Below are 23,902 nucleotides of genomic sequence, written 5' to 3' on the forward strand. Positions count from 1 at the left end.
GAGTAATCTAATGCGTATTGTCAAATTAGAGGCGGTGCCTATTTCTTTTCCTGTACCCGAGAATAAGTCTGTGCGACTAGGTATTGGTAAATGCGTCAAACGAGACTCAGTACTTGTTCGGATCGAAACTGAAGATGGCCATATTGGTTGGGGCGAAGCTCATCATGGACGAGCTCCGGGCGCAATTGCAAAATTAATCGATACAACGATGCGTGAGTTAGTGCTAAACCAAGATGCAATGGATATCAATGGTATCTGGGCTCGTGTTTATAAGATGCAGGTCTCAAGCCATGGTATGGGTGCAGCTGCAGTACTTGCGTTGAGCGGTATTGATATTGCACTTTGGGATATTCGCTCTCAAATTTTTCAGCAACCTTTATATCGGATGTTGGGTGGAGCTTCTAAAAAGATTAAAGCGTATGCGGGTGGTATTGCCTTGGGATGGCAGGAGCCAGCATCCTTAGCCAAAGAGGCGCAAGAGCATGTGGCGACAGGGTATCGAGCTTTAAAACTGCGTGTTGGTGATACCGCCGAGAAAGATATCGCAAGAGTTCAAGCGGTTCGTAAAGCTGTGGGTGAAGACATCGATATACTAGTTGACGCTAATACGAATTACACATTATCTGATGTACGTAAGGTAATGCCCGCCTTTGATGAGGCCTGCGTGAGCTGGTTAGAGGAGCCCTTTCCACCTCAGGATAGAAAGGCATATCACATGGCCCGTAGTTTAGGGCGAGTCCCATTTGCTGCTGGTGAAAATCACTACACCCGTTATGACTTTTCCACTCTATTAGATGATGGCGATGTTCAATTTATTCAGCCTGACTTGTCAAAGACTGGTGGAGTGACTGAGTCGATGAGGATTGCTGCGATGGCGAGCGCTAATAAGTTAACCATTAATCCGCATACCTCTGCTACCGCAATTAATATGGGTACAACGATTCACTTTCTCTCTGCGATTGATAATCCAGGATATTTTGAAGGCGATGTTACATCCCTTAACCCTTTTAGGGATGAGATGATGGATAAAGGTGCATATGAACTCGATTCAGAGGGCTACGTACGACCATATGAGGGTATAGGCATTGGTATGAAAATCAATCTCGATTTTATTAAAGATCATCCATTGATTGATGGACCTTGCTACGTGTGATTAATGCTCGAATTCTGGCGGATCAAACAAATAAAAATACCAACTCTAGGGTTGGTATTTTTATTTGCCTCTATTGAGCTAGTATTTACTGGATCCAGCTAACAAAATTCTCTTTAGCTCTTCTAACCTTTTTCAGGTTAAGTAACCAATCCTCATCAGCTTTTCTGTAGCCCAATGGCAGCAAGACCACGCTACGCAGACCTTTTTCTTTGAGGTTCAGAATAGTGTCGAGTGCTTGTGGATCAAAGCCTTCCATTGGCGTACTATCGACTTGTTCATAGGCTGCCGCAATGAGTGCAGTGCCAAGGCCGATATAGACCTGTTTGGCAGCGTGCGTGAAATTAATCTCCGCATCTCTCGCTGGATAAACCTTGAGTAGCATTTGGCGATAAGCTGTTCCGGATTCACTAGTAAAGTTACGGATTGTTTCAGTCATATCAAAGGCATCATTGATGCGCTTTGCGGTATAGGTATCCCAGGCAGCAAAAACTAGTAGATGTGAGCAATCGGTAATTTGAGATTGGCCATTAGCAATGGGCTTGATTTTCTCTCGCACCTCTTTATTGGTAATCACTAGCACTTCATATGGCTGTAGGCCACTAGAGCTCGCTGTCAAACGAATGGCTTCCAGAATTTGCTCAACCTTTTCTGGTGGCACTGCTTTTGCTGGATCCATTTTTTTGGTGGCATAGCGCCACTGCAGCTTATCAATCAGACTCATCACTTTCCCTTGAACTTAATTTCCATACAGAGTGATTAGTTTAATTTAAGTTAGGGCCTTTTGTTGGGTGCAATCATGCCAATTGGCACCATCAATAATCCATTGCATTATCTCGGTCGCATTGGTCGGGCTTAATTTTCGATGTGCTTTGACGTTCTTAAAGAATTTGCCTTGCCTTAGCTTCTCTTCTTGAATACTTGCTGCATCTGGTTGACCACGTTATTTCTCATATTTAGTGGCAAGCTCAGGCCAGGGTGGGGCATCTAGTTCGGTATCCGCATGGCAGCTCATGCAGCCATTACGAACTGCTAGCTGTCGATTCGCATGGGCGGTGCTCGCAATCAAAATTAAGAAAGTAAGCAGGAGAGCATGGTGAGTTTTCAAAGTTGGATCCAATCCGGTGGCGGTATGCCATCATTTCATCCTAGCCCTAAATACTCTCCTGTAATTGATATAGTTCGTATACAGAGGTGGTAAATTAAAGTATCTGCCAGAAGCTCTCAATTCCAATGAAAATGGTCCTGATCCAATACAAGGAGTCAGCTTGAATCAGTGTTCAAAATTGTTGACCTTATGGATCGGTATACTGTTAATTATTACTACATGTGTTTTTTCTATATTAACACCAGACCTAGTGAAGTGAATCTTTCAATGCTCATTCGGGTTCTTTTCGGATCATTACCAGTCTCATATCACGCTTAATTTATTTGGATTCTATTTCATGAAATTTTCATCAAAGATTCTTATTGCAGCACTTGTTACTTATTCCGCAATGACTGTTGCACAAAATAATGCGGACACCATTTTTTATGGTGGATCTATTCTGACCGTAAACGCAAAGAATGATGAGGTAGAAGCACTTGCTATCAAGGATGGAAAAATTGTTGCTACAGGCACTAAGGCTGAAGTAACCAAAGGATGGCAGGCTAGCTCTACTCAGCTTGTGAATTTGCAGGGTAAAACTGCAATGCCGGGTTTAATCGATCCTCACGTTCATATTATTTTGACGGCAGTTGGTGAATACCTGTGGCTAGATCTCTCTAACTTCACTACTAAGTACGATACGGTAGCAAGTTTGAGTAATAAGTTAAAGGCGCACCTAAAGACTTTGCCAAAAGGGCAATGGCTTATGGGTTTTGGGGTTGATCCATCGCGTACTAATCCATTCATGGCTGAATTAACTGCGGATGTTTTGGACAAGGTTAGTACTGAAGTGCCTATTTTTGTCTTAAATCAATCTGGGCATATTGCATACGTCAATCACAAGGCCTATGAAATTGCGGGCATCACTGATAGCACTCCTAATCCAGCTGGTGGAGGGGTATTTCAGAAGAACGCCCAAGGCAAACTCACAGGTGTGTTGATTGAAGGCGCCGCTTATGCGCCTTTCATGGAAAAAATGCCCCCTCCAACTGATGCAGATTTGCTCAAAGCAGTTCAAAAAACTGGCAAGATGATTGCATCCAAGGGTGTGACTACTACTACCGAAATTACCGTAGGCGCCATGTTAGGTTTGGATAATGAAGTGAAGCTACTTCAAGGTGCGACTGCGAGTAAAGATTGGCCACTGCGCGTGAGGGGCTACTTATATGGTCCCGCGATTCCAAAAGGCTTTAATGCTATTAAGCCAAATGATGGAAATGATCGCCTGCGTTTTGTGGGGGTTAAATTTGTATCCGATGGCTCCACTCAAGGCTTAACTGCTGCGTTAAATCAACCCTATACTTATCCAGCTGGCACTAAGAGACTGGGTGATCTTGACTATAAAGATGAGGATATCTATGGATTGATCAAGCCATTCTTTGATCAAGGTTGGCAACTATCTATTCATGCTAATGGTGATCGTGCTGTTGACCAAACTCTCAATAACTATGCAAAGCTATTGTTGGGTAATACAAAACCTGAAACTCGCCGTTTGCGCATTGAGCACTTCACTATCAATACACCAGAACAAGTTAAAAAGGCAGTGCAGTTAGGCATTGTGCCGGGGTTTACTGTTGGTCATGTGGACTACTGGGGTGCAGCGTTTCATAATCACATTGTTGGCCCCGAGCGCGCTAGTCGGATTGCTCCCGGCGCCTCATTTAAAAAAGAGGGTGCACGTTTTACGTACCATAGCGATTCTCCGATTTCTCCAGTAAGTCCATTACGTTATATCTCTGAAGGCGTTGATCGTTTATGGCAAAAGCCACCACGCGAAGTCTTAGGTCCAAATGAGCGCGTGACTGTGGACGATGCTATTCGTGCCGTAACCATTAATGCCGCTTATCAATTAATGTCTGACGATAAGATTGGTAGCTTGGAGGTGGGTAAGCAGGCTGACTTAGTCATTCTGGATAAAAATCCTCGTAAGACAAGCCCTGAACAAATTGCCAATATCAAAGTCCGGGAAACCTGGATTGATGGCAAAAAGCAGGCCTGGTGATAGTAAGCCCTCAGTTTCTACTGGTATTCCTCTATAGAAAGCTCCTCTAACGAGAGTAGATTGTTATTAGTGATCACTACTTGAGGGGTTTATATGAGCAAAAATCCATTTGATATGAGCGCCATGCCTGGTCAGCAAAGGGCTATAGATGCCACTACGGCTGCAGGGCGTGTAGCCACTGAAAGTGCCCAAGCTATTGCAAAAATTAATCAACAGGCTGCCCAAGAATTGGCTGAGTTGGTTCAGAAAAGAGTCTCTGAGCTCATGCAGACTCAAGACCCTCGCACTGCGTTTGAATATGTTCATGCTGAAGTTTTACAAGATGCTGCTAAAGAAGTGACTCAGTATCAACATCAGCTCATGCAGATTCTCAAGAGCGGTAATCAAGAATTGGCTGCCATCGCAGAAAATTTGATTCAGGAATCTAAGGCAGATTTAATTCATTTTGTAAACGATGCAACTAATAATGCACCTATCGGTAGCGAGGCTTATGTATCGGTTTTTAAGACTTCATTCAACAATGCGCTGCAAAATTTTGAATTGATTCGCTCTGCAATGAACGATTCATATGCCAACTTTGAGAAGGGTATAGAAAGTATGAGCAAGCTTCCTACGCCTAAGGTGACGCCGAGCAAGAAGTAAGCAAGGCTCGTTCTTTTAGACTACTTTTGCTAGTACTGCTGCTGAAACTGCAGGGCGGTTTTGATGGTTTGGAAATGAATATCAACAGTAGATTCAATTTCTTTTCCATAGCCGCCTGCCATTGACATGGCTACAGGTAGTTTTCTATCTAAGGCATATTGAAAAACGGTTTCATCTCTTAAGCGCATGCCATCTTTACTAATCTTTAATCTTCCCAGGCGATCCCCTTCGTGAGGGTCTGCCCCTGCAAGATAAATCAAGCAGTCCGCTTGAAAGCGAGAGCTCAGTTCGTCAAGGCACTTTTTTAATGAACTTAAGTAGGTTTCATCAGTGCATCCATCGGCTAAGCCTAAATCCAGATCGCTTTGCTCTTTTTTAAAGGGAAAATTATTCTCACCGTGAATCGAGAGGGTAAAGACTGAGGAATCGTTTTGCAGAATAGAGGCTGTGCCATTACCTTGATGGACATCCAAATCAATAATGGCGACCTTTAATTTTGAACTGACTTCTTTTTGTAGGGTGCGCGCCGCAATGGCGGAGTCATTGAAGACGCAAAATCCACTGCCCATGTCGCGATAGGCATGGTGCGTGCCTCCTGCTAAATTAACTGCAATGCCTTCTGTAAGAGCAGTTTTTGTAGCAGCGACAGTTGCTCCTGCCGAGCGGCGAGAGCGTTCAACCATTTTTTCACTCCAAGGGAAACCAATCTCTCTTTGCTCTAGAGGGCTTAGCTTTCCTTCAATGATGTTGATGAGGTAGTTGGGGTCGTGGGCATAGAGAATTTGGGTGTCGCTAGCCGCTGGTGCTTCAACTAAGTCGATAGCGGTAATGGTATTGACTAGATCTCTTAGGCGAGAATATTTCTCCATCGGGAAGCGGTGTCCTGCTGGCAGGGGTAATACAAAATGATCTGTATAAAAAGCCTTCACACTTCACTCGCGTACTGCTGCAAGACATCTAAGGAAACAGTTTCTAGAGCATTGATGTGGGTGCTCTCTAGCTTGATGAGTGGTGCGCATTGTGCATTGGCAGCTTCTACCCAGCGTGAAATACACAGGCACCATTGATCTCCAGCAACCAGTCCTGGAAATTGGTACTCTGGCCTTGGTGAAGTTAGATCATTTCCTTTTTCAAGGCTAAATTGTAAAAATTCTGTTGTGACAACAGCGCAAACTAAGTGACTACCCACATCGTCTTCATTGGTTTTACAGCAGCCATCTCTAAAGAAGCCTGTTAGTGGATCAAAGGAACAGGGGATTAAAGGCTCTCCAAATACGTTTAAGGCAACTTCCTTTTGCATGACATTCCTAAATAGTGTTGTTGTCAGCCAGTTTATTCAATAAGCCTTAAACTTGCTGAGCCATGAATACACTAGAAAAACTCACCCTCTTTTACGATGGTGCCTGCCCTTTATGTCAGGCAGAAATTCTATTTTTATCCAGAAGAAATCAAGCTGGTCTGTTGGATTTCGTGGATATCAATTCTGAGCATTTTGACTCTGAAAAAATAGGTATTTCTTGTGAACAAGCCTTAGCATCTATGTATGGCCAATACGCCAATGGAGTCTTAATTCAGGGTGTAGCTGTTTTCCCAGAGGCCTATCGTCGCGCGAATCTTCCATTCTTAGCTTGGATGTTCTCGAGAAAGTTGTTACAACCAATATTGCAAGTGGGCTATCGATTCTTCGCTAAAAACCGGCATACTATTTCCGGCTTATTCGGTCCGGCAGCCTTAAGTTTAGTTAAAGCTACTTCCTCAAAGAGCACACCTTGAAAATATTGAAGAATCTTTTCATTTTATGCGGAGCTATTTTTGTCTTAGCTTCTAATAGCTTTGCGCGAGATATTGCTTATATTGACAGCGTATTAAATCCGGCCAAGCTACAGGGTAGTGGCAGATTAAATTGGTTGGGTTTTCATATTTATGATGCATCTTTTTATCGTGCGGGCATGCCATCTTCCCCGGATTTTGCTCTCAATGTTCGCTACCAAAAATCATTTAAAGGTAGCTCTATCGCCAGTAGCAGTTCTGATGAGATGAAAAAGATAGGCGTTCCTGATGCCCAGGCAGCGACATGGGCAAGGGAGCTCACCAATATTTTGCCCAATATTGAGTCGGGCCAAAGCTTGACGGCAATTTACACTCCAAAACAGGGAACCATTTTTTATCATGATGGCAAGCGGATTGGCCAGATTACTAGTACAGAATTTTCAAAAGCTTTCTTTGGTATTTGGTTAGATCCTAAAACGAGCGCACCCAAGTTGCGCAATGAATTACTAGGGCAAGGTTGCCCACCACCACTATTTAATGAGGCTTGCTAAGTGAACCACCATTTTTCTCTGAAGTCTCTCGCCATACTGATCAGTACATTTTTATTGCTTGCTTGTTCGGGCCCGAATGTGAAGCAATACGCCAATGAGAAGCCCGTATTAGATTTGAGCGAGTATTTTTCTGGAACCATTGATGCGTATGGAATTTTCACTGATCGCAGTGGTGAAGTGAAGAAGCGCTTTACTGTCTTGATAAAAGCAGATTGGAAAGTGGTTGATGGTAAGAAGGTCGGCACTCTAGATGAGAGTTTTGATTATTCGGATGGCAGCAAACAAAAACGTATTTGGACTTTGATAGAGCAATCTCCTGGAAAATATATTGGTAGAGCGGATGATGTCGTGGGCGATGCTCAAGGCGATCTGGCTGGCAATGCACTTAATTGGACCTATACCCTGGCCTTGCCCGTAGATGGTACGATTTACCACGTGCAATTTAATGACTGGATGTACCTTGTCAGCCCTAAAGTGATGTTGAATAAGGCCAAAATGAGCAAGTTTGGTATTGAGCTTGGAGAGGTCACCCTGAGCTTTTATAAGCGCTAAGCAGATACCCTAAATTTGTGTCACACTTTCTATGAAGTGTCATACAGAGGGGTCATAGAACTCCAGGAAAAACTCAACCCCCGTGGAGAGAATGATGAATATAAAACTAAAGCAAGTTGCGATCGGTTTATCTGTAGCAGGATTATTTACCCTGGTTGCATGCCAATCAATGGAGCAAGGCACAGGTCAAAAAGCAACAGCAAATTTAGAGTCTAGATCTGGATCGAATGCAAAGGGCGAGGTTACCTTTACTTGGCAAGGTAGCAACGTTTTGGTTAACGGTAAATTTTCTGGCTTGAAGCCTAATGCAGAGCAAGGTTTTCATGTTCATGAAAAAGGTGATTGTTCTGCACCGGATGCAACGAGCGCTGCTGGTCACTTCAATCCAGAGACTAAAGCTCATGGCATGCCCAATAGTGGCATGAGCCATGCCGGTGATATGCCTAATATTAAGTCTGATGCAAATGGTAATGCTACATACTCAGTAACATTGCATGGCTTTGCAGTGAACACCGGCCCAACTGGAATTGTGGGTCGCTCAGTTGTAGTGCATCGTGATCCAGATGACTACAAGTCTCAGCCAGCAGGAAATTCAGGGCCACGTATTGCTTGTGGCTTGATTAAGTAAATCATCATTTAGGGATACGCAGGGGTTTTAATGAGAATAGAAGATGCCGATCCAGCAAGACATGCTGGTATTGAATATCCAATGGAAGTTGGAGCCCCTGTATTTGCCCCTATCAAGGTAGTTGAAGAAAAAGATAAAGCGGTTAATGTTGCACGCCAAAATGCCAAGCTAGAGTACGAGCGCATCATGGAGCAGGCAGAGGTCTTGATGAAGCAGGCACGCGCATTGCAGGCAAGGCTCGATGCTACTGAGATGGTTCATAGTGCAAAATTTAGTTTCAATCCCATTCATGGAAAAATTTATCACCTGTATTACGACAGCAGAAATGCTGTCAACGTCCTGATTCAGAATGGCCCTAAAGAGTGGAGCTGTGGTATTCCAGATGGCTGGACCTATTCAATGGCCGTGAAGAAATTGGGCGACAGTACCTGGGCCGTGATTGAGGAAGATGCCCTTACTGTATGATTTTTGTATTTAACAATAATAAATAAGGTGACACGTGACAAAAGCTCGAGTTGTTAGTCTTTCTGAACTAGGTGGTGCTGAGGTAATCAAGGTGATTGATCAAGAGTTGCCTGCTCCAGCAAAAGGTGAAGTACAAATTCGTCAAACGGCTATTGGCTTTAACTTCATTGATGTGTATCAGCGTTCTGGCTACTATCCGCTTGATCTGCCTACCGGCCTTGGTCATGAGGCAGTGGGTGTCGTTGAAGCTTTAGGTGATGGTGTTACTGGTCTTAAAGTGGGCGACCGCGTGATGTATATGAATGCTGGTATCGGTGCATATGCAAGCGCTCGAAATGTTGCCGCTGATAAGTTAGTACCAGTACCAAGCAATGTATCTGATGAAGTTGCAGCAGCAGTATTTTTTAAAGCAATGACTGCCCAGTACCTTATTCAGAAAACCTACAAAGTTAAAGCAGGAGACGTTGTCTTAGTTCACGCTGCCGCTGGTGGTGTTGGCCAAATTCTCGCGGGTTGGGCAAAAGCACTTGGCGCGTTTGTAGTAGGTACAGTTGGTTCGCAAGCAAAGATGGCTGCGGCTAAGGAAGCTGGATGTGATGCAGTAGTGGACTACTCCCAGTCAAATTGGGTTGAAGAGGTGTTGAAAGCGACTGGTGGTAAGAAGGCAAACGTGGTTTATGACTCTGTTGCTAAAACAACTTTCATGGGCTCACTAGATTGCGTGGCTCCTTTTGGAACATTGGCTTTGTTTGGTGCAGCTTCAGGGCCCGCTCCTGAAATTCAGCCAGAGATTTTGAATAAGAAGGGCTGTCTATTTTTAACTAGACCTTCTGTGTTTCCTCATAATGCTACGCATGCATTATTGCAAGAGAATGCCAAGGCAGTGTTTGATGCAATTGCCAAGGGCTACGTTAAGGTACAAATCGGCGCAAAGTTTCCTTTGGAACAAGCTGCAGATGCCCATCGTACTGCTGAAGGCAGAAAGTTCTCTGGCGCTATTGTCATGATTCCTTAGTATTTCAGTTTCTTGTGATACAGGCCCCGCTTATGCGGGGCTTTTCATTATTGCTACTCGAGAAATTTCACTCTATTCAAACTGGGCTTCTTAAGACCCTAAGGGCATCATGTCTTTTGACGGATAGGTTGCCGTTCCTTGATTTTATTTGCTCAAGACTCGTCTATAATTCTCTAAGCATCTGAATTAAAAGGAATTATTCCTAAAAATCCATTTCTGCTGGTTTGACAGCCCCTCTGGGCTCTTGGACAATGCATGCGGTGGTTTGATTCAAGCCACAACCTCAAATGACAGCCAATATTTCCAAAACCTCCAGTAAATCCACCCTCGTACTTGAAGGCCGTGGACTGCGCTGTGTTCGAGGTGAAAGACAACTATTTACGGATCTCAATATTCGGATTACATCTGGAAATTGTTTGCATGTGCGCGGTGAGAATGGCGTAGGTAAAACAAGTCTGTTACGACTCTTAACGGGTTTATCAAAACCAGAGTCTGGTGAGGTTTTCTGGTGTGATCACTCAATCACTATTGACTCAGCTACTTATCATCGCGAACTATTATTTCTGGGTCATCGAGATGCTTTAAAAGAAGATCTCACTGCCTTAGAAAATCTACAGATGTATGCGGCACTAGATGATGTTGCTCTTTCGCAAGAACAAGCATTTGCTGCTTTATGGCGAATTGGTTTGCGAGGTCGTGAAAATTTATCGATCAACTGTTTGTCTGCCGGACAAAAGCGACGCGTTCTCATGGCGCGCATGTTAACGCGTCAGGCTAGGCTGTGGATTTTGGATGAACCCTTTAATGCCTTAGATATAGAGGCAGTTCATGAGCTTCGGAATCTGATTATTGAGCATATTGCTAGCGGTGGGCTTGTTGTATTAACAAGCCATCAGGAAGTGCATATTCCGAACGTACAGGTTCTAGAGCTATGAGAGCCTTACTTGCCATCATTCGTCGAGACTTGCTTTTGGTGATGCGCCGAAAGAGTGAAGTCCTTACTGCATTGTTTTTCTTTATCGTGGTAACAAGCCTATTTCCATTGGGTATTGGCGCTGATGCTGCTTTATTGCGAAAAATTGCTCCAGGCGTCATTTGGGTTGCAGCGTTGCTAGCCACCTTATTGGGTTTACATCGCATGTTTGCTGCTGACTATCAGGACGGCACTCTGGAGCAGATGGCTTTATCCCCTCAACCCATGGTGTTATTAGTTGCAGGAAAAATCATTGCACATTGGATGGTTTGTGGCTTGCCCTTGGTTTTATTGGCCCCGATTATTGGCATTCAATTTGATTTGGATGCTAATTCTTTATCTATATTGATAGCCACCCTCTTGCTAGGAACTCCAGTACTATCTTTATTGGGTTCTATTGGTGCGGCTTTAACCCTGGGTGTCCGAGGGGGTAGTGTATTGATGAGCTTATTAATCTTGCCTTTGTATATTCCAGTGCTAATTTTCGGTGCTGGTGCCGTATATGCCAATAGCGTAGGTTTGGATACATCTGGCCATTTTTCCTTGCTCAGCGCCTTATTGATTTTGGCTTTAGCATTTGTACCTTGGGTTAGTACCGCTGCCGTAAAGATTGCAATTGAATGAATCAGGTAAATAATTCTTCTTTTTCTAATAGTCGCTTGATTAACTGGTTTAAGTTATCAAGCCCTAGCGCCTTTTATCCGCTCGCCGGAAAATTGATTCCTATTTTTTGGACTCTTGCTGCCATCTTTGGTTTAGCTGGTTTGTGGATCAGCTTTTTTGTTGCCCCAGTGGATGCAGTTCAAGGTCAGGGTTATCGCATTATTTTTGTTCATGTCCCCGCTTCATGGATGTCGATGTTTTTATATCTTGTGATGGCTGCATGGGCTGGACTAGGCTTAGTTTTTAATACACGCTTGTCCGCCATGATGGCTCAAGCCCTAGCTCCGATTGGGGCATGGATGGCGTTTCTATCTTTATGGACTGGAGCGTTTTGGGGTAAACCAATGTGGGGCGCTTGGTGGGTTTGGGATGCACGTCTAACCTCCGAATTGATCTTGCTATTTTTATATCTGGGGTTTATTGCCTTACAGGCATCCATTGACAACCCCCGTCGTGCCGATAAAGCAGGCGCTATTTTGGCTCTAGTAGGCGTAGTGAATGTACCGATTATTTATTTCTCAGTGAAATGGTGGAATACCTTGCATCAGGGTGCCTCAGTTTCTCTAACAAAAGCACCCGCAATGGCGCAGACTATGCTGTGGGGAATGCTTTTGATGGCTTTATGTTTTTGGATGTATTCGATTGCGGTCGGTTTGATGCGAGTGCGAGCCATCATTTTGGAGCGTGAGGCACATACTGATTGGGTGAGACAATTGAGCGAGGTCAAGAGCTAATGTGGAATAGTCCAGCAGAATTCTTTGCAATGGGCGGCTACGCGCTGTATGTGTGGAGCAGCTTTGGTGCGTGTGCCCTAGTTCTATTGTTTGAACCCTTAGCAGTACGTGCTCGTTTTAAGGCAATTTTGCAAAGACTCAAGCAAGAACAGTTGGCCGAGCAGTTTGATAGAGAAGGTAGTCAGTGAAGCCGAGACATAAACGCGCATTAATCATTATTGCCGCTCTAGTGGTGATTGGAGTTGCTGCACTATTGATTCTCAATGCACTCAATAGCAATATTGCTTTGTATGTAACTCCTAGTGATGTTGCTGCAGGTAAGGCTCCACAGGGGCAAGTATTTCGTATTGGCGGCATGGTTAAAGATGGCTCTGTAAAGCGCGATGGATTGACAGTACATTTTGTGATTACTGATCTTGCTAAAGACATTCCAGTTGCTTACACAGGCATCCTTCCAGATTTATTTAAAGAAGGTAAGGGCGCTGTGATTCAAGGTCGTATGAATGCAAATGGAGAATTCATCGCTAGCGAGGTTCTAGCTAAGCATGATGAAAACTATATGCCGCCTGAAGCAAAGCATTCTTTAGACCAAGCTCAAAAAAATGGAAACAATAAATGATTCCTGAGTTTGGGCATTACGCATTAATTCTCGCGCTTTGTGTAGCACTAATCCAAGGGGTGCTTCCGCTTGTTGGTGCCCACCAAGGCCGCCGTGAGTGGTTAGTACTGGCAAGACCTGCTGCTCAAACCGTCTTCTTACTTCTGGCTATTGCCTTTGTAATTTTAGCTTGGAGTTTTTATAGCAATGACTTTTCAGTTCTTTATGTAGCTGAGCACTCTAATTCTCTGATGCCTGTGATGTATCGTTTGGGTGCTGTGTGGGGTGGGCATGAAGGTTCCTTGCTCTTATGGGTTTTCTTATTAAGCACTTGGACTATTTTGGTGGCTCAACTCTCTAAGGCCTTAGATGAGTTTATGGTTGCTAGGGTAATCGGCGTGTTGGGCTTAGTGACCAGCGGACTACTATTGTTTGTTCTCACAACCTCAAATCCATTTATGCGTTTGCTTCCTGCAGCGCAAGACGGCCGCTCTTTAAACCCACTTTTGCAAGATCCTGGTTTGGTGTTTCATCCGCCGATGTTGTATATGGGGTATGTTGGTTTCTCAGTAGCTTTTGCTTTTGCGATTGCCTCTTTACTATCTGGAAGATTGGATGCAGCTTGGGCGCGCTGGTCCCGGCCATGGACAACGGCTGCTTGGGTGTTTCTCACTCTTGGTATTGCTCTGGGTTCTTGGTGGGCTTACTACGAGCTGGGTTGGGGTGGTTGGTGGTTTTGGGATCCAGTGGAGAACGCATCCTTTATTCCTTGGCTCGTTGGTACTGCGCTATTACATTCCTTAGCAGTTACGGAAAAGCGCGGTGGCTTTAAGAGTTGGACTGTGCTCTTAGCAATTACTGCATTCTCGCTATCTCTGTTGGGAACCTTCTTAGTGCGCTCAGGTGTGCTGACATCAGTCCATGCTTTTGCTACTGACCCTAGGCGCGGTATCTTTATTCTGATTTTCTTGGTAGTTGTAGTTGGATCATCTTTAACTCTATATGCATGGCGTGCGCCAAAGAGTTCTCTTGGCGGTAAATTTAGCTTTAGCTCCAGAGAGACATTTATCCTTTTAGGAAACGTCTTTTTGGTTGTGTCTGCTGGCTCGGTATTGCTTGGGACCTTATATCCTTTATTAATCGATGCTCTTCACTTAGGAAAGATTTCAGTAGGCCCCCCTTATTTCAATAGCGTTTTTGTGCCCATCATGATTCCTCTGTTGGTATTAATGGGTGTCGGTCCCTGGACGAGCTGGAAAAATTCAGATCTACCGGCAGTAATCAAACGTTTATGGCTTGCAGGATTAGTTGCAGTTGTTGCCGGCGTTGCTATTCCCATGATGATGGGTGAGTTCACTTGGCTTGCTGGCATTGGTTTCTTATTGGCCTTTTGGGTAATTGCCTCGGGGTGCTTGCAGATTATTCGTCAGGCAAAAGCAGGTAAGCCAACGCGTTCCTTTATTGGTATGCAAGTAGCCCACCTTGGAATTGCTGTATTTGTGATTGGTGTCACGATGGTCGGCGCGTATCAAGAAGAAAAAGATGTTCGCATGTCTGCTGGTGAGATAGTGACAGTAGGTGGGTATCAAATTCAGCTGCAAGGCGTCAATCTCGTGCCAGGGCCAAACTATCAAGCCATGCGTGGTACTTTCTTGCTTAGCAAGAATGGCGGTTCCCAGAAATCCCTGTACCCTGAGAAGCGGAATTATTTCTCTTCAACTATGCCAATGACTGAAGCTGCGATTGATGTTGGTTTGACACGAGACATCTATGTTTCACTTGGCGAAGAGTTGCCTGATAAGTCTTGGGCAGTACGTGTGTATTACAAGCCTTTTGTAGATTGGATCTGGGGCGGCTGTTTGCTGATGGCTCTTGGCGGAGTGTTAGCAATATCTGATAAGCGCTATCGCATCAAATTAAAAAGACAAGCTTCATGAAAGCGAAGTTTTTAATTCCTCTGGTGTTATTTTTGGTCTTGGCAGTATTTCTGGCGATCGGCCTCAATCGTGATCCACATGAGGTGCCATCGCCATTAATTAATAAGCCTGCACCAGCATTTGAGATCCCCCAGTTATCAGACTCGAACCAGTCTTTTTCTCCTGCCAGTATGAAGGGCCAGGTCTGGATATTGAATGTTTGGGCATCTTGGTGTGTAGCTTGCCGCGAAGAGCATCCAGTATTGGTCGAGCTTGCCAAGTCAAAGATGGCACCTATTATTGGTTTGGACTACAAAGATAAGCGTGAAGATGCGCTCGCCATGTTGGCTAAACAAGGCAATCCATACTTACTGTCTGCTTTTGATTCCAATGGGCGGGTTGGGATTGATTATGGCGTCTATGGTGTCCCTGAAACCTATGTGATTGATAAGGCCGGCATTATCCGCTTTAAGCATATTGGCCCGATTACGATGGATTTACTCAATAAGAAGATTTATCCATTGATCAGCGAGCTTCAGAAATCATGAAAATATTTTTGCTCATGATTCTCTGTGCGCTGAGCTTTAGCTCATCATTCGCTAAAGATGCTACGCCTTTAGCAGACGACCCTGTGACTGAACAACGCTTGATTAGCATTTCTGAAGAAATGCGTTGCTTGGTTTGTCAGAATGAATCTCTGGCTGGATCGCGCTCTGATTTAGCCAATGATCTCCGACGAGAAATTCGCACTCTGATTAAAGAGGGTAAGAGCGATGATCAAATCAGAAACTTTATGGTTGAGCGCTATGGAGATTTTGTTCTGTACCGTCCACCTGTAAAGCCAATTACCTGGCTTCTTTGGATTGGCCCCTTCATCATTCTTTTGATTGGCATAGCAGTGCTATTTACTTATTTACGCCGCAGAAATAGTGCCGTTACTACCATCGCCTTATCGGATGATGACAATAAGAGAATTGATGCCCTGCTTAATGCCAAAGATGAGAGAGGGGTGCTATGACCACTTTTCTGATCTCCGCTTTTCTATTGTTGGTGCTAGTGCTACTTCTGCTGTTGCGTCCATTCATGTTCCCGGCAAAAGTAGAGGTAACTTCTCGCCGTCAAATGAATGCCGCTATTTATCGTGAAGAACTTGAGAAATTAGAGGCAGAACGCACTGCAGGCTCGATCAGCGCTGCTGATTATGAAATTGCCCACGCTGAAATGCGTCAACGCCTCTTTCAGGACACAAACGAGGAGGATGATCGTTCTGTGATGGGTTCAAGCAAGCTCACGGTGATTAGTCTGTGTCTATTTGTGTCGGTCCTTTCGGCAGGCTTTTATTTTTCATTAGGTGATGCTACTCGCATTGCTGAGCAGGGTAATCAGCAGCCTATGACTCAAGAAGGTGTTGAGGCAATGGTTTCTGAGTTTGCGGCGAAGATGGAAAAGGATCCAACGAATTTGAAGGGCTGGGTAATACTGGCCCGTTCATATCGCATCTTAGGTCGCAATGAAGATGCTGCAAAGGCTTATGAGCGCGCAGGAGATTTTATTAATTCAGATCCTCAGCTCCTGGCTGATTATGCTGATGTGCTGGCTGCTAATGCCAATGGTAGCTTTGCCGGTAAACCTCTAAAGCTTATTAATCAAGCGCTTAACTTAGATCCGAATAATCTCATGGCGTTATGGCTCTCTGGAACTGCTTCCTACACCACTGGAAACTACAAAGCGGCTGTACAAACTTGGGAAAAGCTTGCACAACAGCTGCCTCCAGGCACAGAAGAAGCACGATCCATTGCCGAGTCCATTGCTGATGCGCGTACTAAGGGCGGCCTCTCATCCAAGGTAGCTATCAGTAATAAAGAAATTAGCGGGAAGATTGAGATATCTGCTAGTTTGAAATCCCAAGTGAAATCTGGCGATATTGTGATGGTGATTGCGCGCAAGCCAGGTGAACGTATGCCAGTGGCAGTGCTCAAGACTTCGGCTTCAGAGTTTCCGATGAATTTCTCTTTAACGGATGCTTTGGCGATGAACCCAAGTGCACCACTTTCTCAAATTGCTGAAGCCTCTATTGAGGTCAGAATCTCTAAAACCGGGATGGCAAAGCCCGAGCCAGGAGATTTGATTTCAGCCCCGCAAACGGTGAAGGTTGGAGCAAGCAACGTCAGGCTAGTGATTGACCAGGTACGCCAGTAAGTCCTAGTTAGCCCCCTAATTAGGCAGACATTTGCCTATTTTTATCGTCGGGGCATAATGCAAAAAACATTAGAGACTTCTATGAAATCCCTGAAAAAACACTTTTTTAATCCTGTAGCCGTAATGGCCGGCTTTATTGTGGTGATAGCCACTATTTTTAGTATTCTGTGGATCTTGATTCCACCTCCTCCAAAGGTAATAGAGATGGCAGCCGGTTTACCGACTGGTCTTTATTATCAGTTTGGAGAGCGCTTAAAGGCCGAACTCACACAAGATAGGATCAAGCTAGATGTTTTAGAAACTGGTGGATCAGTTGACAATCTGAAGTTGCTGTCAGATACAAAATCAGAGGTAGATTTTGCGATCGTGCAAGGTGGTGTCGCTGATATTGCTCAATATCCTAATCTCGTATCCATTGCCGGAATATTTTATGAGCCAGTTTGGGTTTGGTATCGTGAGGAAGCATTTAAGGGTGAGGGTGGGCTGAAGTTGCTCAATCAATTAAAAGGTAAGCGTGTCTCTATTGGTAATGAGGGTAGTGGCACCTTAGCGCTTAGCAATGCATTGCTAAAAATCAGCGGCCTTTCAGAGGGTCAATTGCGTGCAGAAAAGCTAAAGCCTGATCAGGCTGTAGAAAAGCTGAATCGTGGTGAATTGGATGTAGCGTTTATTGTGGTAGCTGCTGAAGCGCCTATCATCAAAAAATTCTATGAAGTGCCAGGCATTCGTTTAATGAACTTTGAACAGGCAGACGCCTATACACGCAATTTGCCCTACCTTTCCAAAGTAAATGTGCCTAGGGGTTTACTGAGCATTGAGCATGACTTACCACGCCAAGATATACAGGTCATTGCACCTACAGCTACACTAGTTGCAAAGGAGGATATTAGCCCTGCCTTGGTGTCCCTTTTGCTAGGCGCTTCGTACGATATCCTGAAATCGTACTCACGTTTGCAAAAAGTGGGGGAGTTTCCCTCTAGTGTGGGATTAGACTTTCCTTTGCATGTGGATGCAGAGATTTATTTAAAGGACGGACCCTCTTTCTTGCATCGTCACCTGCCATTTTGGACTGCGGTTTGGTTTGGGCGCTTTGTAAAAATTGTGATTCCACTGCTAGTAATTTTCATTCCTTTATTTACATACGTTCCAGCGGTAAAGAACTTTTTCTTAAAGCTCAAGCTTGCACAGGTTTATGAAGAGCTTAAAGTCATTGAGAAAAATGCCCTAAATCCTGAACTCACAGAAAAGAATTTGAAGGATTTGGAGGCAATAGAGCATCGAGTCAGAGGCATGAAAGTTTCAATGATGGATGCCAAGGAGTGGTATGACCTTAAGGGGCATATAGGAGATGTGCGAGCACGCTTAAATCTATACGATTGAGATGATTGCCCTAAAATGCCCATATGACCAATGTTATACCAGCGCCAGAACTGACTCCAACTAAAGAGCTTGCTCAAGCTTTGCGGTCGCGGGGATATGTTGTCGCATCAGCCGAGACTGTCGCTGAAATGAGCAAGGTGCCGCTAGCAAATTTGCTGAACTTAACTCAGTTTTGGGAGGGCTTACCGCGCGATCCTTACTTAAAAGATGGTGGCCGTTACCGTTTTCGTCGTCATGCAAGTTATGAGATTGAGGGCGGTCATCTCAATTTAGTGCCACATCGCGCTCATTGGCAGTCTGTTGATTACAACGCTTTACATGGTGGGATTGAGCGTTGGTTTGAACCTGTTCAAACAACTTTATTAAATGATGCTGCCTGGCAGTCTCTTCTGTTGGGACTTGCTCAAGTCTTGAGTGGGCTAAAGCCAGTTAAGACTTGGTCTATAGAGGCCCATCAATTTCGAATTGATACCACTGATGGTATTGGCCGACCAACACCTGAGGGTGCTCACCGTGATGGTGTCGATTTTGTGGCAGTATTTTTACTCGATCGCGTGGGTATTAAGGGTGGAGAAACCAGAATTTTTGATGCCTCTGGTTCTGCCGGTTTACGCTTTACCTTAGCTCAACCATGGTCGGTATTACTCATGAATGATGAGAAAATGATTCATGAGTCAACTCCGATTCAGCCACTTGGAGATTATGGCTATCGGGATACCTTGGTTCTTACCTTTAGATCGAATGGTTTTCAGGATTCTCCAAATCGAAGTCAGCAATAAAAGCCTTATTCTGGTTCAATACCTGCTTCCTTAATAGCCTTGGCCCATTTTGCAGTCTCTAATTTAATTTTTTGAGAAAGCGCCTCTGGAGTGCCGGGTTGAGTTTCAAAGCCCATTGCAGAAAAGCGCTCAATCACATCTTTGGATTTGGCTGCCTCATTAATCACCTTATTGAGTTTAAGAATCGCATCCTTGGGCATATCGGCAGGGCCAAATACGGCAAAGAAAGCAATTAATTCATAGCCTTTAATTCCAAGAGCCTCATTCACGGTAGGCAGTTCTGGAATAGCGGGTGAGCGCTTCAGTGATGTCACCGCAAGACCTCGGATTTTACCTGCCTGTACTTGTGGCAAGCTCACTCCAAAGTCAGATGTGAACATATTGACTTGTCCACCGATAACATCTGTCATCGCATTGGGGCCGCTCTTGTAAGAGACCCCGGTCATTTTGATGTCTGCCGCACTAGCTAGCATTTCTGAGGAAACCCGCTGCGATGTACTAGCATAAGCAAAAGTCATTTTTCCAGGATTGGCTTTAGCAAGCGATACAAATCCATTAAGTGATTTAGCAGGCACATCATTGTTAATAGCAATGATGAGTGGTGCTGAGCCAAGGAATCCAATGGGAGTAAAAGCAGTATCTTGGTTATAAGGTAGATTTTTGACTAAACTTTTGAGTGCAGCATTCGTACTATTGGTTCCAAACAAAATTGTGTAACCATCTGCGGGTGCTTTAGCAACAAAATCAGCACCAATGAGTCCATTCGCTCCAGGGCGATTTTCAATGACCACTGGCTGGCCTAGGAGTTCCGACATTTTGGCTGCAAAGGCCCGACCAATTTGATCGGTTGTACTGCCCGGAGCAAATGGAACGATGGCCTTAATGGGTTTGGATGGATAGTTATCGGCCAGCGCTAGGGTGCTTCCAAGGCCAATTGAAAGGGCGACACCCAGTTTGATTAAATTCCCCAAAATGCGATTATTTTTCATGCTGTCTCCATCGGTTTTTTCTTAGTGTAGCGGGTCTTGGCTATTAGGGCGAGTAGAATGGGTTCACGTTTTTACTGATACTTTATGCGCTTTCGATCGGTTGGTTACACCCCCCTCATGCTCATGGCACAAACCTGTGCCTTATTGGGCTTTGCATGCTACGCAGTAGTTCTCACTACCTTGCAGGAGGAGTGGCATTTAAGTAACCTGGAGTCTGGCTTAATTGCTAGCGCATTTTTCTTTGGGTATATGTTGGCGGTCCCTTTGGCGACTGCATTAACAGATCGAGTCGATGCACGTAAGGTCTATTTAATCGGTGGCCTCTCTGCAACCTGTGGTCTTTTAGGTATGGGCCTATTGGCATTCAATTTTTGGACAGCATTATTTTTCATGGCGATTAATGGCGCTGGGCTTGCTGGAACTTATATGCCTGGCCTCAAAATTTTGTCAGACCGAATTCAGTCTGGTGAGCTTACGCGTCACATTGCCTTCTATACCGCCTTCTTTGGGATTGGTACTGGATTTTCTTATTTATGTTCAGGCTGGATCTTAAGTGTGCTTGATTGGCATTATGTCTTTGGCATCATTGCACTTGGACCGTTCACAGCATTTTTGATTGTGTTGCTTTTGATTCCTCCGCTGCAACATGAGAAGTGGAAGGGATCAATCCAAATTCGCTTGCGTGACATCTTTCCGATCAACAAATGGAAATTAGTATTGCAAGATAAAAAAGCCTCAGGCTTTATTTTTGGGTATACCGCCCATTCCTTGGAGCTATTTGCATCTAGAAGTTGGCTCGTAGCCTTCTTTGTGTTTTGTGCAGCAGTGACTGGAGAGTCATTTCTCTTGGCGGCTACAACTTTGGCAGGGGTCATTAATTTCTTTGGGGTTCCTGCATCCATTCTCGGTAATGAGATTGCGCTTCGTATAGGGCGTCAAAAGTGGGTATGTATTGTGATGCTCACGAGTGCAGTTTTAGGAATCGCACTAGCTTGCTCTACGGGCCAATCTTGGTGGCTGATTGTTGCTTTTGCTATTGGACATGCCATTTTTATTATGGCTGATTCTGCAACCTTAACTGCAGGCTTGGTTATTAGCGCCAAAGAAGATATTAAAGGTGCTGCAATGGGTTTACATTCTCTGATGGGCTTTGGTGGCGGTATGTTAGGCCCTGCGATTTTTGGTTTTGTCTTGGATATTTCAGGTTCACGTTCATCACAAGCTGCATGGGTTTGGGCTTATGTCGCTGTGGTCATATGGGGCGTTCTATTTGTTTTATATGAACGTCGTAATGGCTGGATTAGTAAAGCGGCTCAATGAGTAAGACGCTTACTTGTTATCACTGCTCCAGCCCAATTTCGCCTAGCGAATTAATAGAATCAGACTTAGCTGGCGTACGCCATGCGTTTTGTTGCGCTGGTTGTATGGCGATCGCCCAAACCATTCATAGCGAAGGCTTGGAAGTTTTTTACGCTAGACGATCACAGTCAGGCGATAAGCCAGCAGCCTACCTTGCTCTTAATGCAATCCCAGAAAAACTGAAGCCCTATGATGACCCGTCTTTACTGGGTCGTTTTACGAGACCCTCTCGCGATATTGGCAATCTAGAGACAACACTCCGTTTGGAGAAAATTCGGTGTGCAGCATGTGTTTGGTTATGCGAGCAACATCTACGACGTCTCGATGGTGTGAAAGATGTGCAGATTAATTACGTCACACAAAAAGTCATTGTGCGATTCTCACCAAGTAAAACAAGTCTAGCAAGATTGCTTTTTGAGATCGAGCGTGTTGGTTATGAAGCCTGGCCTTTTGAGCCGTCTTTAGTTTTAGACCGCGCAAAAAAAGAGCGACGGCAGTTACTTACGCGTTTAGGTGTAGCAATGCTAGGCATGATGCAAGTAATGATGTATGCGTGGCCCACGTATGTTGGTGCGGATATTACGCCAGAGTTTGATTTGTTACTAGGTTGGACCAGTTGGGCTCTTACAGCGCCAGTAATGGTGTATTCCGCGGGGCCTATCTTTCAGGCTGCATGGCGTAGTGTGCAGTCATTTAGGCAAACTCATATGCTGGGCATGGATGTACCCATTGCCATTGCTTTAGCTTTAGCGTTTACAGCCGGCACGATTAATTTAATCACGGGTTCGGGCCAGAGTTATTTTGATTCAATCACCATGTTTGTAGCATTTATTTTGGCTGCAAGATATGTTGAGTTGCTGGCAAGACAAGATGCGCAAGGTGGTGCAGAAGCGCTTGCAAAGCAATTGCCTGCAACTTGTGAGCGTGCAATCAATTTTCCATCATCCCAAGAGATTGAGGTAGTGCCAGTGGTTAATTGCAAGTCTGGTGAAGTGCTACGTGTATCACCTGGCGAAGTGGTTCCCGCAGATGGCGTCTTAATTGAAAATCCCAGTGCACTAGATGAATCTTTACTCACTGGGGAATCTAAGCCGGTAGAAAAAAAGATTGGTGACCCTGTTTATGCAGGAACGCATAACATTCTCAACCCTTTGTTTATGAGAATTGATGCCGTTGGACAATCTACCCGCATTGCGGGTATTGCATCATTATTGGATCAAGCATTACTTGCCAAGCCAGTCATGGTAAGTCTGGCTGAGAAGTGGGCGGCATACTTCGTTGCCTTCTTATTGCTGAGCGCATTTATCTCATCAGCAATTTGGCTATATTTTGATCCTAGCCAAGCTTGGACTGTATTGGTTTCTGTCTTGGTAGCCAGTTGCCCTTGCGCTCTATCGCTTGCTGTACCGACAGCTATGGCAGCAGCACAAGGCGCAGTGACGAAATTGGGATTACTGATTGTGCGCGCTCATGTTCTTGAGGGCTTGGTTAAAGCGACTGATCTTGTATTAGATAAGACTGGCACTTTAACAATGGGACAGCCTGAGCTACAAGAAATCATTCATTTGCGATCCGGTTATCGTCGTGAAGATGCACTTGCTCTAGCAGCGGCATTAGAAGCTGGCCAAAGACATCCGCTAGCCCTTTCTGTATTACGTGCAGCCCACTTGGAGGGTTTGGTATTGCCAAATTTAAATGACCCGGTGATCAATCAATTGGGTAAGGGTTTAATTTCAGGCTCATATCGCTTGGGTAGCGCAGCTTGGCTTGGAATAGAGCAAGATGGAAGTGTTGGGCAGTATGGTCAAGTGCATTTAGTGGATGAGCAGGGGCTGATTGCGAGCTTTATTTTCTTGGATACACCAAGACCAGGGTTGTCGCAATTTCTGAAGACGGTTAAATCTCGAAACATTCATGTGCACTTAGTGTCTGGTGATGATCCAGCAACAGTTGCTTGGTGGGCACATCATGTAGGTATTGAAAATTATCAAGGTGCTTGTACCCCTGAGGATAAGTATGACTTTATTGAGCGTCTGCAAAAAGATCATCATTTTGTGTGGGCAGTTGGTGATGGCGTAAACGACGCACCATTATTGGCGCGCGCTGATATCTCAATTGCGGTTGGCGCTGGCGCTCCTTTGGCTGCTGCTGGTGCAGATGCCATTCTGACCGCCGTATCCTTAGAGCCTTTGGCAAAAACTCTGCGTTTAGCCGATAAGACTCAAGCAATCATTAAGCAAAATTTATTGTGGGCACTAATCTATAACTTGCTTGCCATTCCGGCTGCGATGATGGGCTTAGTCAATCCATGGGTGGCCGGCATCGGAATGTCTTTATCTTCACTTGCGGTCACTTTAAACGCCTGGCGTTTACGAAAAGCTTAGACTATA

General features: G+C 44.7%; 27 protein-coding genes. 22 read left to right on the forward strand and 5 right to left on the reverse strand.

All coding sequences use genetic code 11. The features are described from left to right. Nucleotides 1-10: 10 nt before the first annotated feature. Nucleotides 11-1,153: a mandelate racemase/muconate lactonizing enzyme family protein gene (locus ICN17_RS05130; protein WP_216236411.1), complete on the forward strand. Its 1,143-nt coding sequence runs from the start codon at nucleotides 11-13 to the stop codon at nucleotides 1,151-1,153. Nucleotides 1,154-1,238: 85 nt separating this feature from the next. On the opposite strand, the gene ICN17_RS05135 is transcribed toward ICN17_RS05130, so the two are convergent. Continuing rightward, nucleotides 1,239-1,874 carry an NAD(P)H-dependent oxidoreductase gene (locus tag ICN17_RS05135; RefSeq protein ID WP_216236412.1) on the reverse strand — a complete coding sequence of 212 codons (636 nt, stop codon included), beginning with the start codon at nucleotides 1,872-1,874 and terminating at the stop codon, nucleotides 1,239-1,241. Between the two features lie 219 nt (nucleotides 1,875-2,093). Beyond that, nucleotides 2,094-2,258, reverse strand: coding sequence for a hypothetical protein (locus tag ICN17_RS05140; protein ID WP_216236413.1), 165 nt, complete (start codon nucleotides 2,256-2,258; stop codon nucleotides 2,094-2,096). 337 nt (nucleotides 2,259-2,595) lie between these two features. Here ICN17_RS05140 and ICN17_RS05145 point away from each other — a divergent pair, with 337 nt between their 5' ends. Both ICN17_RS05145 and ICN17_RS05150 read left to right on the forward strand, forming a co-directional pair. Then, nucleotides 2,596-4,299, forward strand: coding sequence for an amidohydrolase (locus ICN17_RS05145; RefSeq protein WP_216236414.1), 1,704 nt, complete (start codon nucleotides 2,596-2,598; stop codon nucleotides 4,297-4,299). A 93-nt stretch (nucleotides 4,300-4,392) separates the two neighbouring features. Next, entirely contained in the window at nucleotides 4,393-4,941 is a 549-nt protein-coding gene (locus tag ICN17_RS05150) for a phasin family protein (protein ID WP_216236415.1), read from the forward strand. Nucleotides 4,942-4,970: 29 nt separating this feature from the next. Here the strand turns inward: ICN17_RS05150 and ICN17_RS05155 are convergent, their stop codons facing one another. Both ICN17_RS05155 and ICN17_RS05160 read right to left on the reverse strand, forming a co-directional pair. Continuing rightward, nucleotides 4,971-5,870, reverse strand: coding sequence for a histone deacetylase (locus ICN17_RS05155; RefSeq protein ID WP_216236416.1), 900 nt, complete (start codon nucleotides 5,868-5,870; stop codon nucleotides 4,971-4,973). Next, the gene (locus tag ICN17_RS05160; RefSeq protein ID WP_216236417.1) at nucleotides 5,867-6,241 is read right to left on the reverse strand and encodes a DUF2237 family protein; all 375 of its coding nucleotides are present in this window, start codon (nucleotides 6,239-6,241) and stop codon (nucleotides 5,867-5,869) included. The genes ICN17_RS05155 and ICN17_RS05160 overlap by 4 nt, the downstream gene beginning before the upstream one ends. 62 nt (nucleotides 6,242-6,303) lie before the next feature. Here ICN17_RS05160 and ICN17_RS05165 point away from each other — a divergent pair, with 62 nt between their 5' ends. The 17 genes from ICN17_RS05165 to ICN17_RS05245 all read left to right on the forward strand — a co-directional run bounded on the left by ICN17_RS05165 (nucleotide 6,304) and on the right by ICN17_RS05245 (nucleotide 19,164). Continuing rightward, nucleotides 6,304-6,714, forward strand: a complete 411-nt coding sequence (locus ICN17_RS05165; RefSeq protein ID WP_216236418.1) for a thiol-disulfide oxidoreductase DCC family protein — start codon at nucleotides 6,304-6,306, stop codon at nucleotides 6,712-6,714. Then, on the forward strand, nucleotides 6,711-7,262 hold the full coding sequence (locus ICN17_RS05170; RefSeq protein WP_216236419.1) for a chalcone isomerase family protein: 552 nt from the start codon (nucleotides 6,711-6,713) through the stop codon (nucleotides 7,260-7,262). Before ICN17_RS05165 ends, ICN17_RS05170 begins: the two co-directional genes overlap by 4 nt. Beyond that, the gene (locus ICN17_RS05175; protein WP_370625948.1) at nucleotides 7,263-7,814 is read left to right on the forward strand and encodes a DUF3833 domain-containing protein; all 552 of its coding nucleotides are present in this window, start codon (nucleotides 7,263-7,265) and stop codon (nucleotides 7,812-7,814) included. Nucleotides 7,815-7,905: 91 nt separating this feature from the next. Beyond that, a complete protein-coding gene (locus ICN17_RS05180) occupies nucleotides 7,906-8,442 on the forward strand; it encodes a superoxide dismutase family protein (RefSeq protein ID WP_255538293.1) in 537 nt (178 codons plus the stop codon). 30 nt (nucleotides 8,443-8,472) lie between these two features. Continuing rightward, entirely contained in the window at nucleotides 8,473-8,907 is a 435-nt protein-coding gene (locus tag ICN17_RS05185; RefSeq protein ID WP_216236420.1) for a DUF2452 domain-containing protein, read from the forward strand. Nucleotides 8,908-8,941: 34 nt separating this feature from the next. Further along, a complete protein-coding gene (locus ICN17_RS05190) occupies nucleotides 8,942-9,922 on the forward strand; it encodes a zinc-binding dehydrogenase (RefSeq protein ID WP_216236421.1) in 981 nt (326 codons plus the stop codon). Between the two features lie 287 nt (nucleotides 9,923-10,209). Next, the gene (gene ccmA, locus ICN17_RS05195) at nucleotides 10,210-10,857 is read left to right on the forward strand and encodes a cytochrome c biogenesis heme-transporting ATPase CcmA (protein ID WP_216236422.1); all 648 of its coding nucleotides are present in this window, start codon (nucleotides 10,210-10,212) and stop codon (nucleotides 10,855-10,857) included. Then, a complete protein-coding gene (gene ccmB, locus ICN17_RS05200) occupies nucleotides 10,854-11,519 on the forward strand; it encodes a heme exporter protein CcmB (RefSeq protein ID WP_216236423.1) in 666 nt (221 codons plus the stop codon). Before ccmA ends, ccmB begins: the two co-directional genes overlap by 4 nt. Then, a complete protein-coding gene (ccmC, locus tag ICN17_RS05205) occupies nucleotides 11,516-12,292 on the forward strand; it encodes a heme ABC transporter permease CcmC (protein ID WP_216236424.1) in 777 nt (258 codons plus the stop codon). Before ccmB ends, ccmC begins: the two co-directional genes overlap by 4 nt. Further along, nucleotides 12,292-12,480, forward strand: coding sequence for a heme exporter protein CcmD (gene ccmD / locus ICN17_RS05210; protein ID WP_216236425.1), 189 nt, complete (start codon nucleotides 12,292-12,294; stop codon nucleotides 12,478-12,480). Before ccmC ends, ccmD begins: the two co-directional genes overlap by 1 nt. Next, complete coding sequence (gene ccmE, locus ICN17_RS05215; RefSeq protein WP_216236426.1) at nucleotides 12,477-12,911, forward strand: cytochrome c maturation protein CcmE; 435 nt, start codon at nucleotides 12,477-12,479, stop codon at nucleotides 12,909-12,911. The genes ccmD and ccmE overlap by 4 nt, the downstream gene beginning before the upstream one ends. Continuing rightward, nucleotides 12,908-14,827 carry a heme lyase CcmF/NrfE family subunit gene (locus ICN17_RS05220; RefSeq protein ID WP_216236427.1) on the forward strand — a complete coding sequence of 640 codons (1,920 nt, stop codon included), beginning with the start codon at nucleotides 12,908-12,910 and terminating at the stop codon, nucleotides 14,825-14,827. The genes ccmE and ICN17_RS05220 overlap by 4 nt, the downstream gene beginning before the upstream one ends. Continuing rightward, the gene (locus ICN17_RS05225; protein WP_216236428.1) at nucleotides 14,824-15,354 is read left to right on the forward strand and encodes a DsbE family thiol:disulfide interchange protein; all 531 of its coding nucleotides are present in this window, start codon (nucleotides 14,824-14,826) and stop codon (nucleotides 15,352-15,354) included. The genes ICN17_RS05220 and ICN17_RS05225 overlap by 4 nt, the downstream gene beginning before the upstream one ends. Further along, a complete protein-coding gene (locus tag ICN17_RS05230; protein WP_216236429.1) occupies nucleotides 15,351-15,824 on the forward strand; it encodes a cytochrome c-type biogenesis protein in 474 nt (157 codons plus the stop codon). Before ICN17_RS05225 ends, ICN17_RS05230 begins: the two co-directional genes overlap by 4 nt. Further along, a complete protein-coding gene (ccmI, locus tag ICN17_RS05235; RefSeq protein ID WP_216236430.1) occupies nucleotides 15,821-17,005 on the forward strand; it encodes a c-type cytochrome biogenesis protein CcmI in 1,185 nt (394 codons plus the stop codon). Before ICN17_RS05230 ends, ccmI begins: the two co-directional genes overlap by 4 nt. 81 nt (nucleotides 17,006-17,086) lie before the next feature. Next, nucleotides 17,087-18,385, forward strand: coding sequence for a TAXI family TRAP transporter solute-binding subunit (locus ICN17_RS05240; protein ID WP_216236431.1), 1,299 nt, complete (start codon nucleotides 17,087-17,089; stop codon nucleotides 18,383-18,385). Between the two features lie 23 nt (nucleotides 18,386-18,408). Then, nucleotides 18,409-19,164: a 2OG-Fe dioxygenase family protein gene (locus tag ICN17_RS05245; RefSeq protein ID WP_216236432.1), complete on the forward strand. Its 756-nt coding sequence runs from the start codon at nucleotides 18,409-18,411 to the stop codon at nucleotides 19,162-19,164. A 5-nt stretch (nucleotides 19,165-19,169) separates the two neighbouring features. On the opposite strand, the gene ICN17_RS05250 is transcribed toward ICN17_RS05245, so the two are convergent. Beyond that, the gene (locus ICN17_RS05250) at nucleotides 19,170-20,153 is read right to left on the reverse strand and encodes a tripartite tricarboxylate transporter substrate binding protein (RefSeq protein ID WP_216236433.1); all 984 of its coding nucleotides are present in this window, start codon (nucleotides 20,151-20,153) and stop codon (nucleotides 19,170-19,172) included. A gap of 84 nt (nucleotides 20,154-20,237) precedes the next feature. Between ICN17_RS05250 and ICN17_RS05255 the strand changes: the two genes are divergently transcribed. Continuing rightward, nucleotides 20,238-21,473 (forward strand): MFS transporter, encoded by a 1,236-nt coding sequence (locus ICN17_RS05255; protein ID WP_216236434.1) that lies wholly within the window; start codon nucleotides 20,238-20,240, stop codon nucleotides 21,471-21,473. Beyond that, nucleotides 21,470-23,896: a heavy metal translocating P-type ATPase gene (locus ICN17_RS05260; protein WP_216236435.1), complete on the forward strand. Its 2,427-nt coding sequence runs from the start codon at nucleotides 21,470-21,472 to the stop codon at nucleotides 23,894-23,896. The genes ICN17_RS05255 and ICN17_RS05260 overlap by 4 nt, the downstream gene beginning before the upstream one ends. Nucleotides 23,897-23,902 lie beyond the last annotated feature (6 nt).

Origin of the sequence: Polynucleobacter sp. 73C-SIWE (genome assembly GCF_018882465.1) — a bacterium.
Taxonomy (GTDB): domain Bacteria; phylum Pseudomonadota; class Gammaproteobacteria; order Burkholderiales; family Burkholderiaceae; genus Polynucleobacter.

Coding starts and splice junctions, on each gene's coding strand:
- ICN17_RS05260 (WP_216236435.1), top strand. CDS start 21,470: ATGAGTAAGACGCTTACTTGTTATCACTGCTCCAGCCCAATTTCGCCT.
- ICN17_RS05230 (WP_216236429.1), top strand. CDS start 15,351: ATGAAAATATTTTTGCTCATGATTCTCTGTGCGCTGAGCTTTAGCTCA.
- ICN17_RS05180 (WP_255538293.1), top strand. CDS start 7,906: ATGATGAATATAAAACTAAAGCAAGTTGCGATCGGTTTATCTGTAGCA.
- ccmB (WP_216236423.1), top strand. CDS start 10,854: ATGAGAGCCTTACTTGCCATCATTCGTCGAGACTTGCTTTTGGTGATG.
- ICN17_RS05250 (WP_216236433.1), bottom strand. CDS start 20,153: ATGAAAAATAATCGCATTTTGGGGAATTTAATCAAACTGGGTGTCGCC.
- ICN17_RS05245 (WP_216236432.1), top strand. CDS start 18,409: ATGACCAATGTTATACCAGCGCCAGAACTGACTCCAACTAAAGAGCTT.
- ccmI (WP_216236430.1), top strand. CDS start 15,821: ATGACCACTTTTCTGATCTCCGCTTTTCTATTGTTGGTGCTAGTGCTA.
- ICN17_RS05135 (WP_216236412.1), bottom strand. CDS start 1,874: ATGAGTCTGATTGATAAGCTGCAGTGGCGCTATGCCACCAAAAAAATG.
- ICN17_RS05255 (WP_216236434.1), top strand. CDS start 20,238: ATGCGCTTTCGATCGGTTGGTTACACCCCCCTCATGCTCATGGCACAA.
- ICN17_RS05145 (WP_216236414.1), top strand. CDS start 2,596: ATGAAATTTTCATCAAAGATTCTTATTGCAGCACTTGTTACTTATTCC.
- ICN17_RS05130 (WP_216236411.1), top strand. CDS start 11: ATGCGTATTGTCAAATTAGAGGCGGTGCCTATTTCTTTTCCTGTACCC.
- ICN17_RS05150 (WP_216236415.1), top strand. CDS start 4,393: ATGAGCAAAAATCCATTTGATATGAGCGCCATGCCTGGTCAGCAAAGG.
- ICN17_RS05165 (WP_216236418.1), top strand. CDS start 6,304: ATGAATACACTAGAAAAACTCACCCTCTTTTACGATGGTGCCTGCCCT.
- ccmD (WP_216236425.1), top strand. CDS start 12,292: ATGTGGAATAGTCCAGCAGAATTCTTTGCAATGGGCGGCTACGCGCTG.
- ccmA (WP_216236422.1), top strand. CDS start 10,210: ATGACAGCCAATATTTCCAAAACCTCCAGTAAATCCACCCTCGTACTT.
- ICN17_RS05160 (WP_216236417.1), bottom strand. CDS start 6,241: ATGCAAAAGGAAGTTGCCTTAAACGTATTTGGAGAGCCTTTAATCCCC.
- ICN17_RS05225 (WP_216236428.1), top strand. CDS start 14,824: ATGAAAGCGAAGTTTTTAATTCCTCTGGTGTTATTTTTGGTCTTGGCA.
- ICN17_RS05220 (WP_216236427.1), top strand. CDS start 12,908: ATGATTCCTGAGTTTGGGCATTACGCATTAATTCTCGCGCTTTGTGTA.
- ICN17_RS05240 (WP_216236431.1), top strand. CDS start 17,087: ATGAAATCCCTGAAAAAACACTTTTTTAATCCTGTAGCCGTAATGGCC.
- ICN17_RS05185 (WP_216236420.1), top strand. CDS start 8,473: ATGAGAATAGAAGATGCCGATCCAGCAAGACATGCTGGTATTGAATAT.
- ccmC (WP_216236424.1), top strand. CDS start 11,516: ATGAATCAGGTAAATAATTCTTCTTTTTCTAATAGTCGCTTGATTAAC.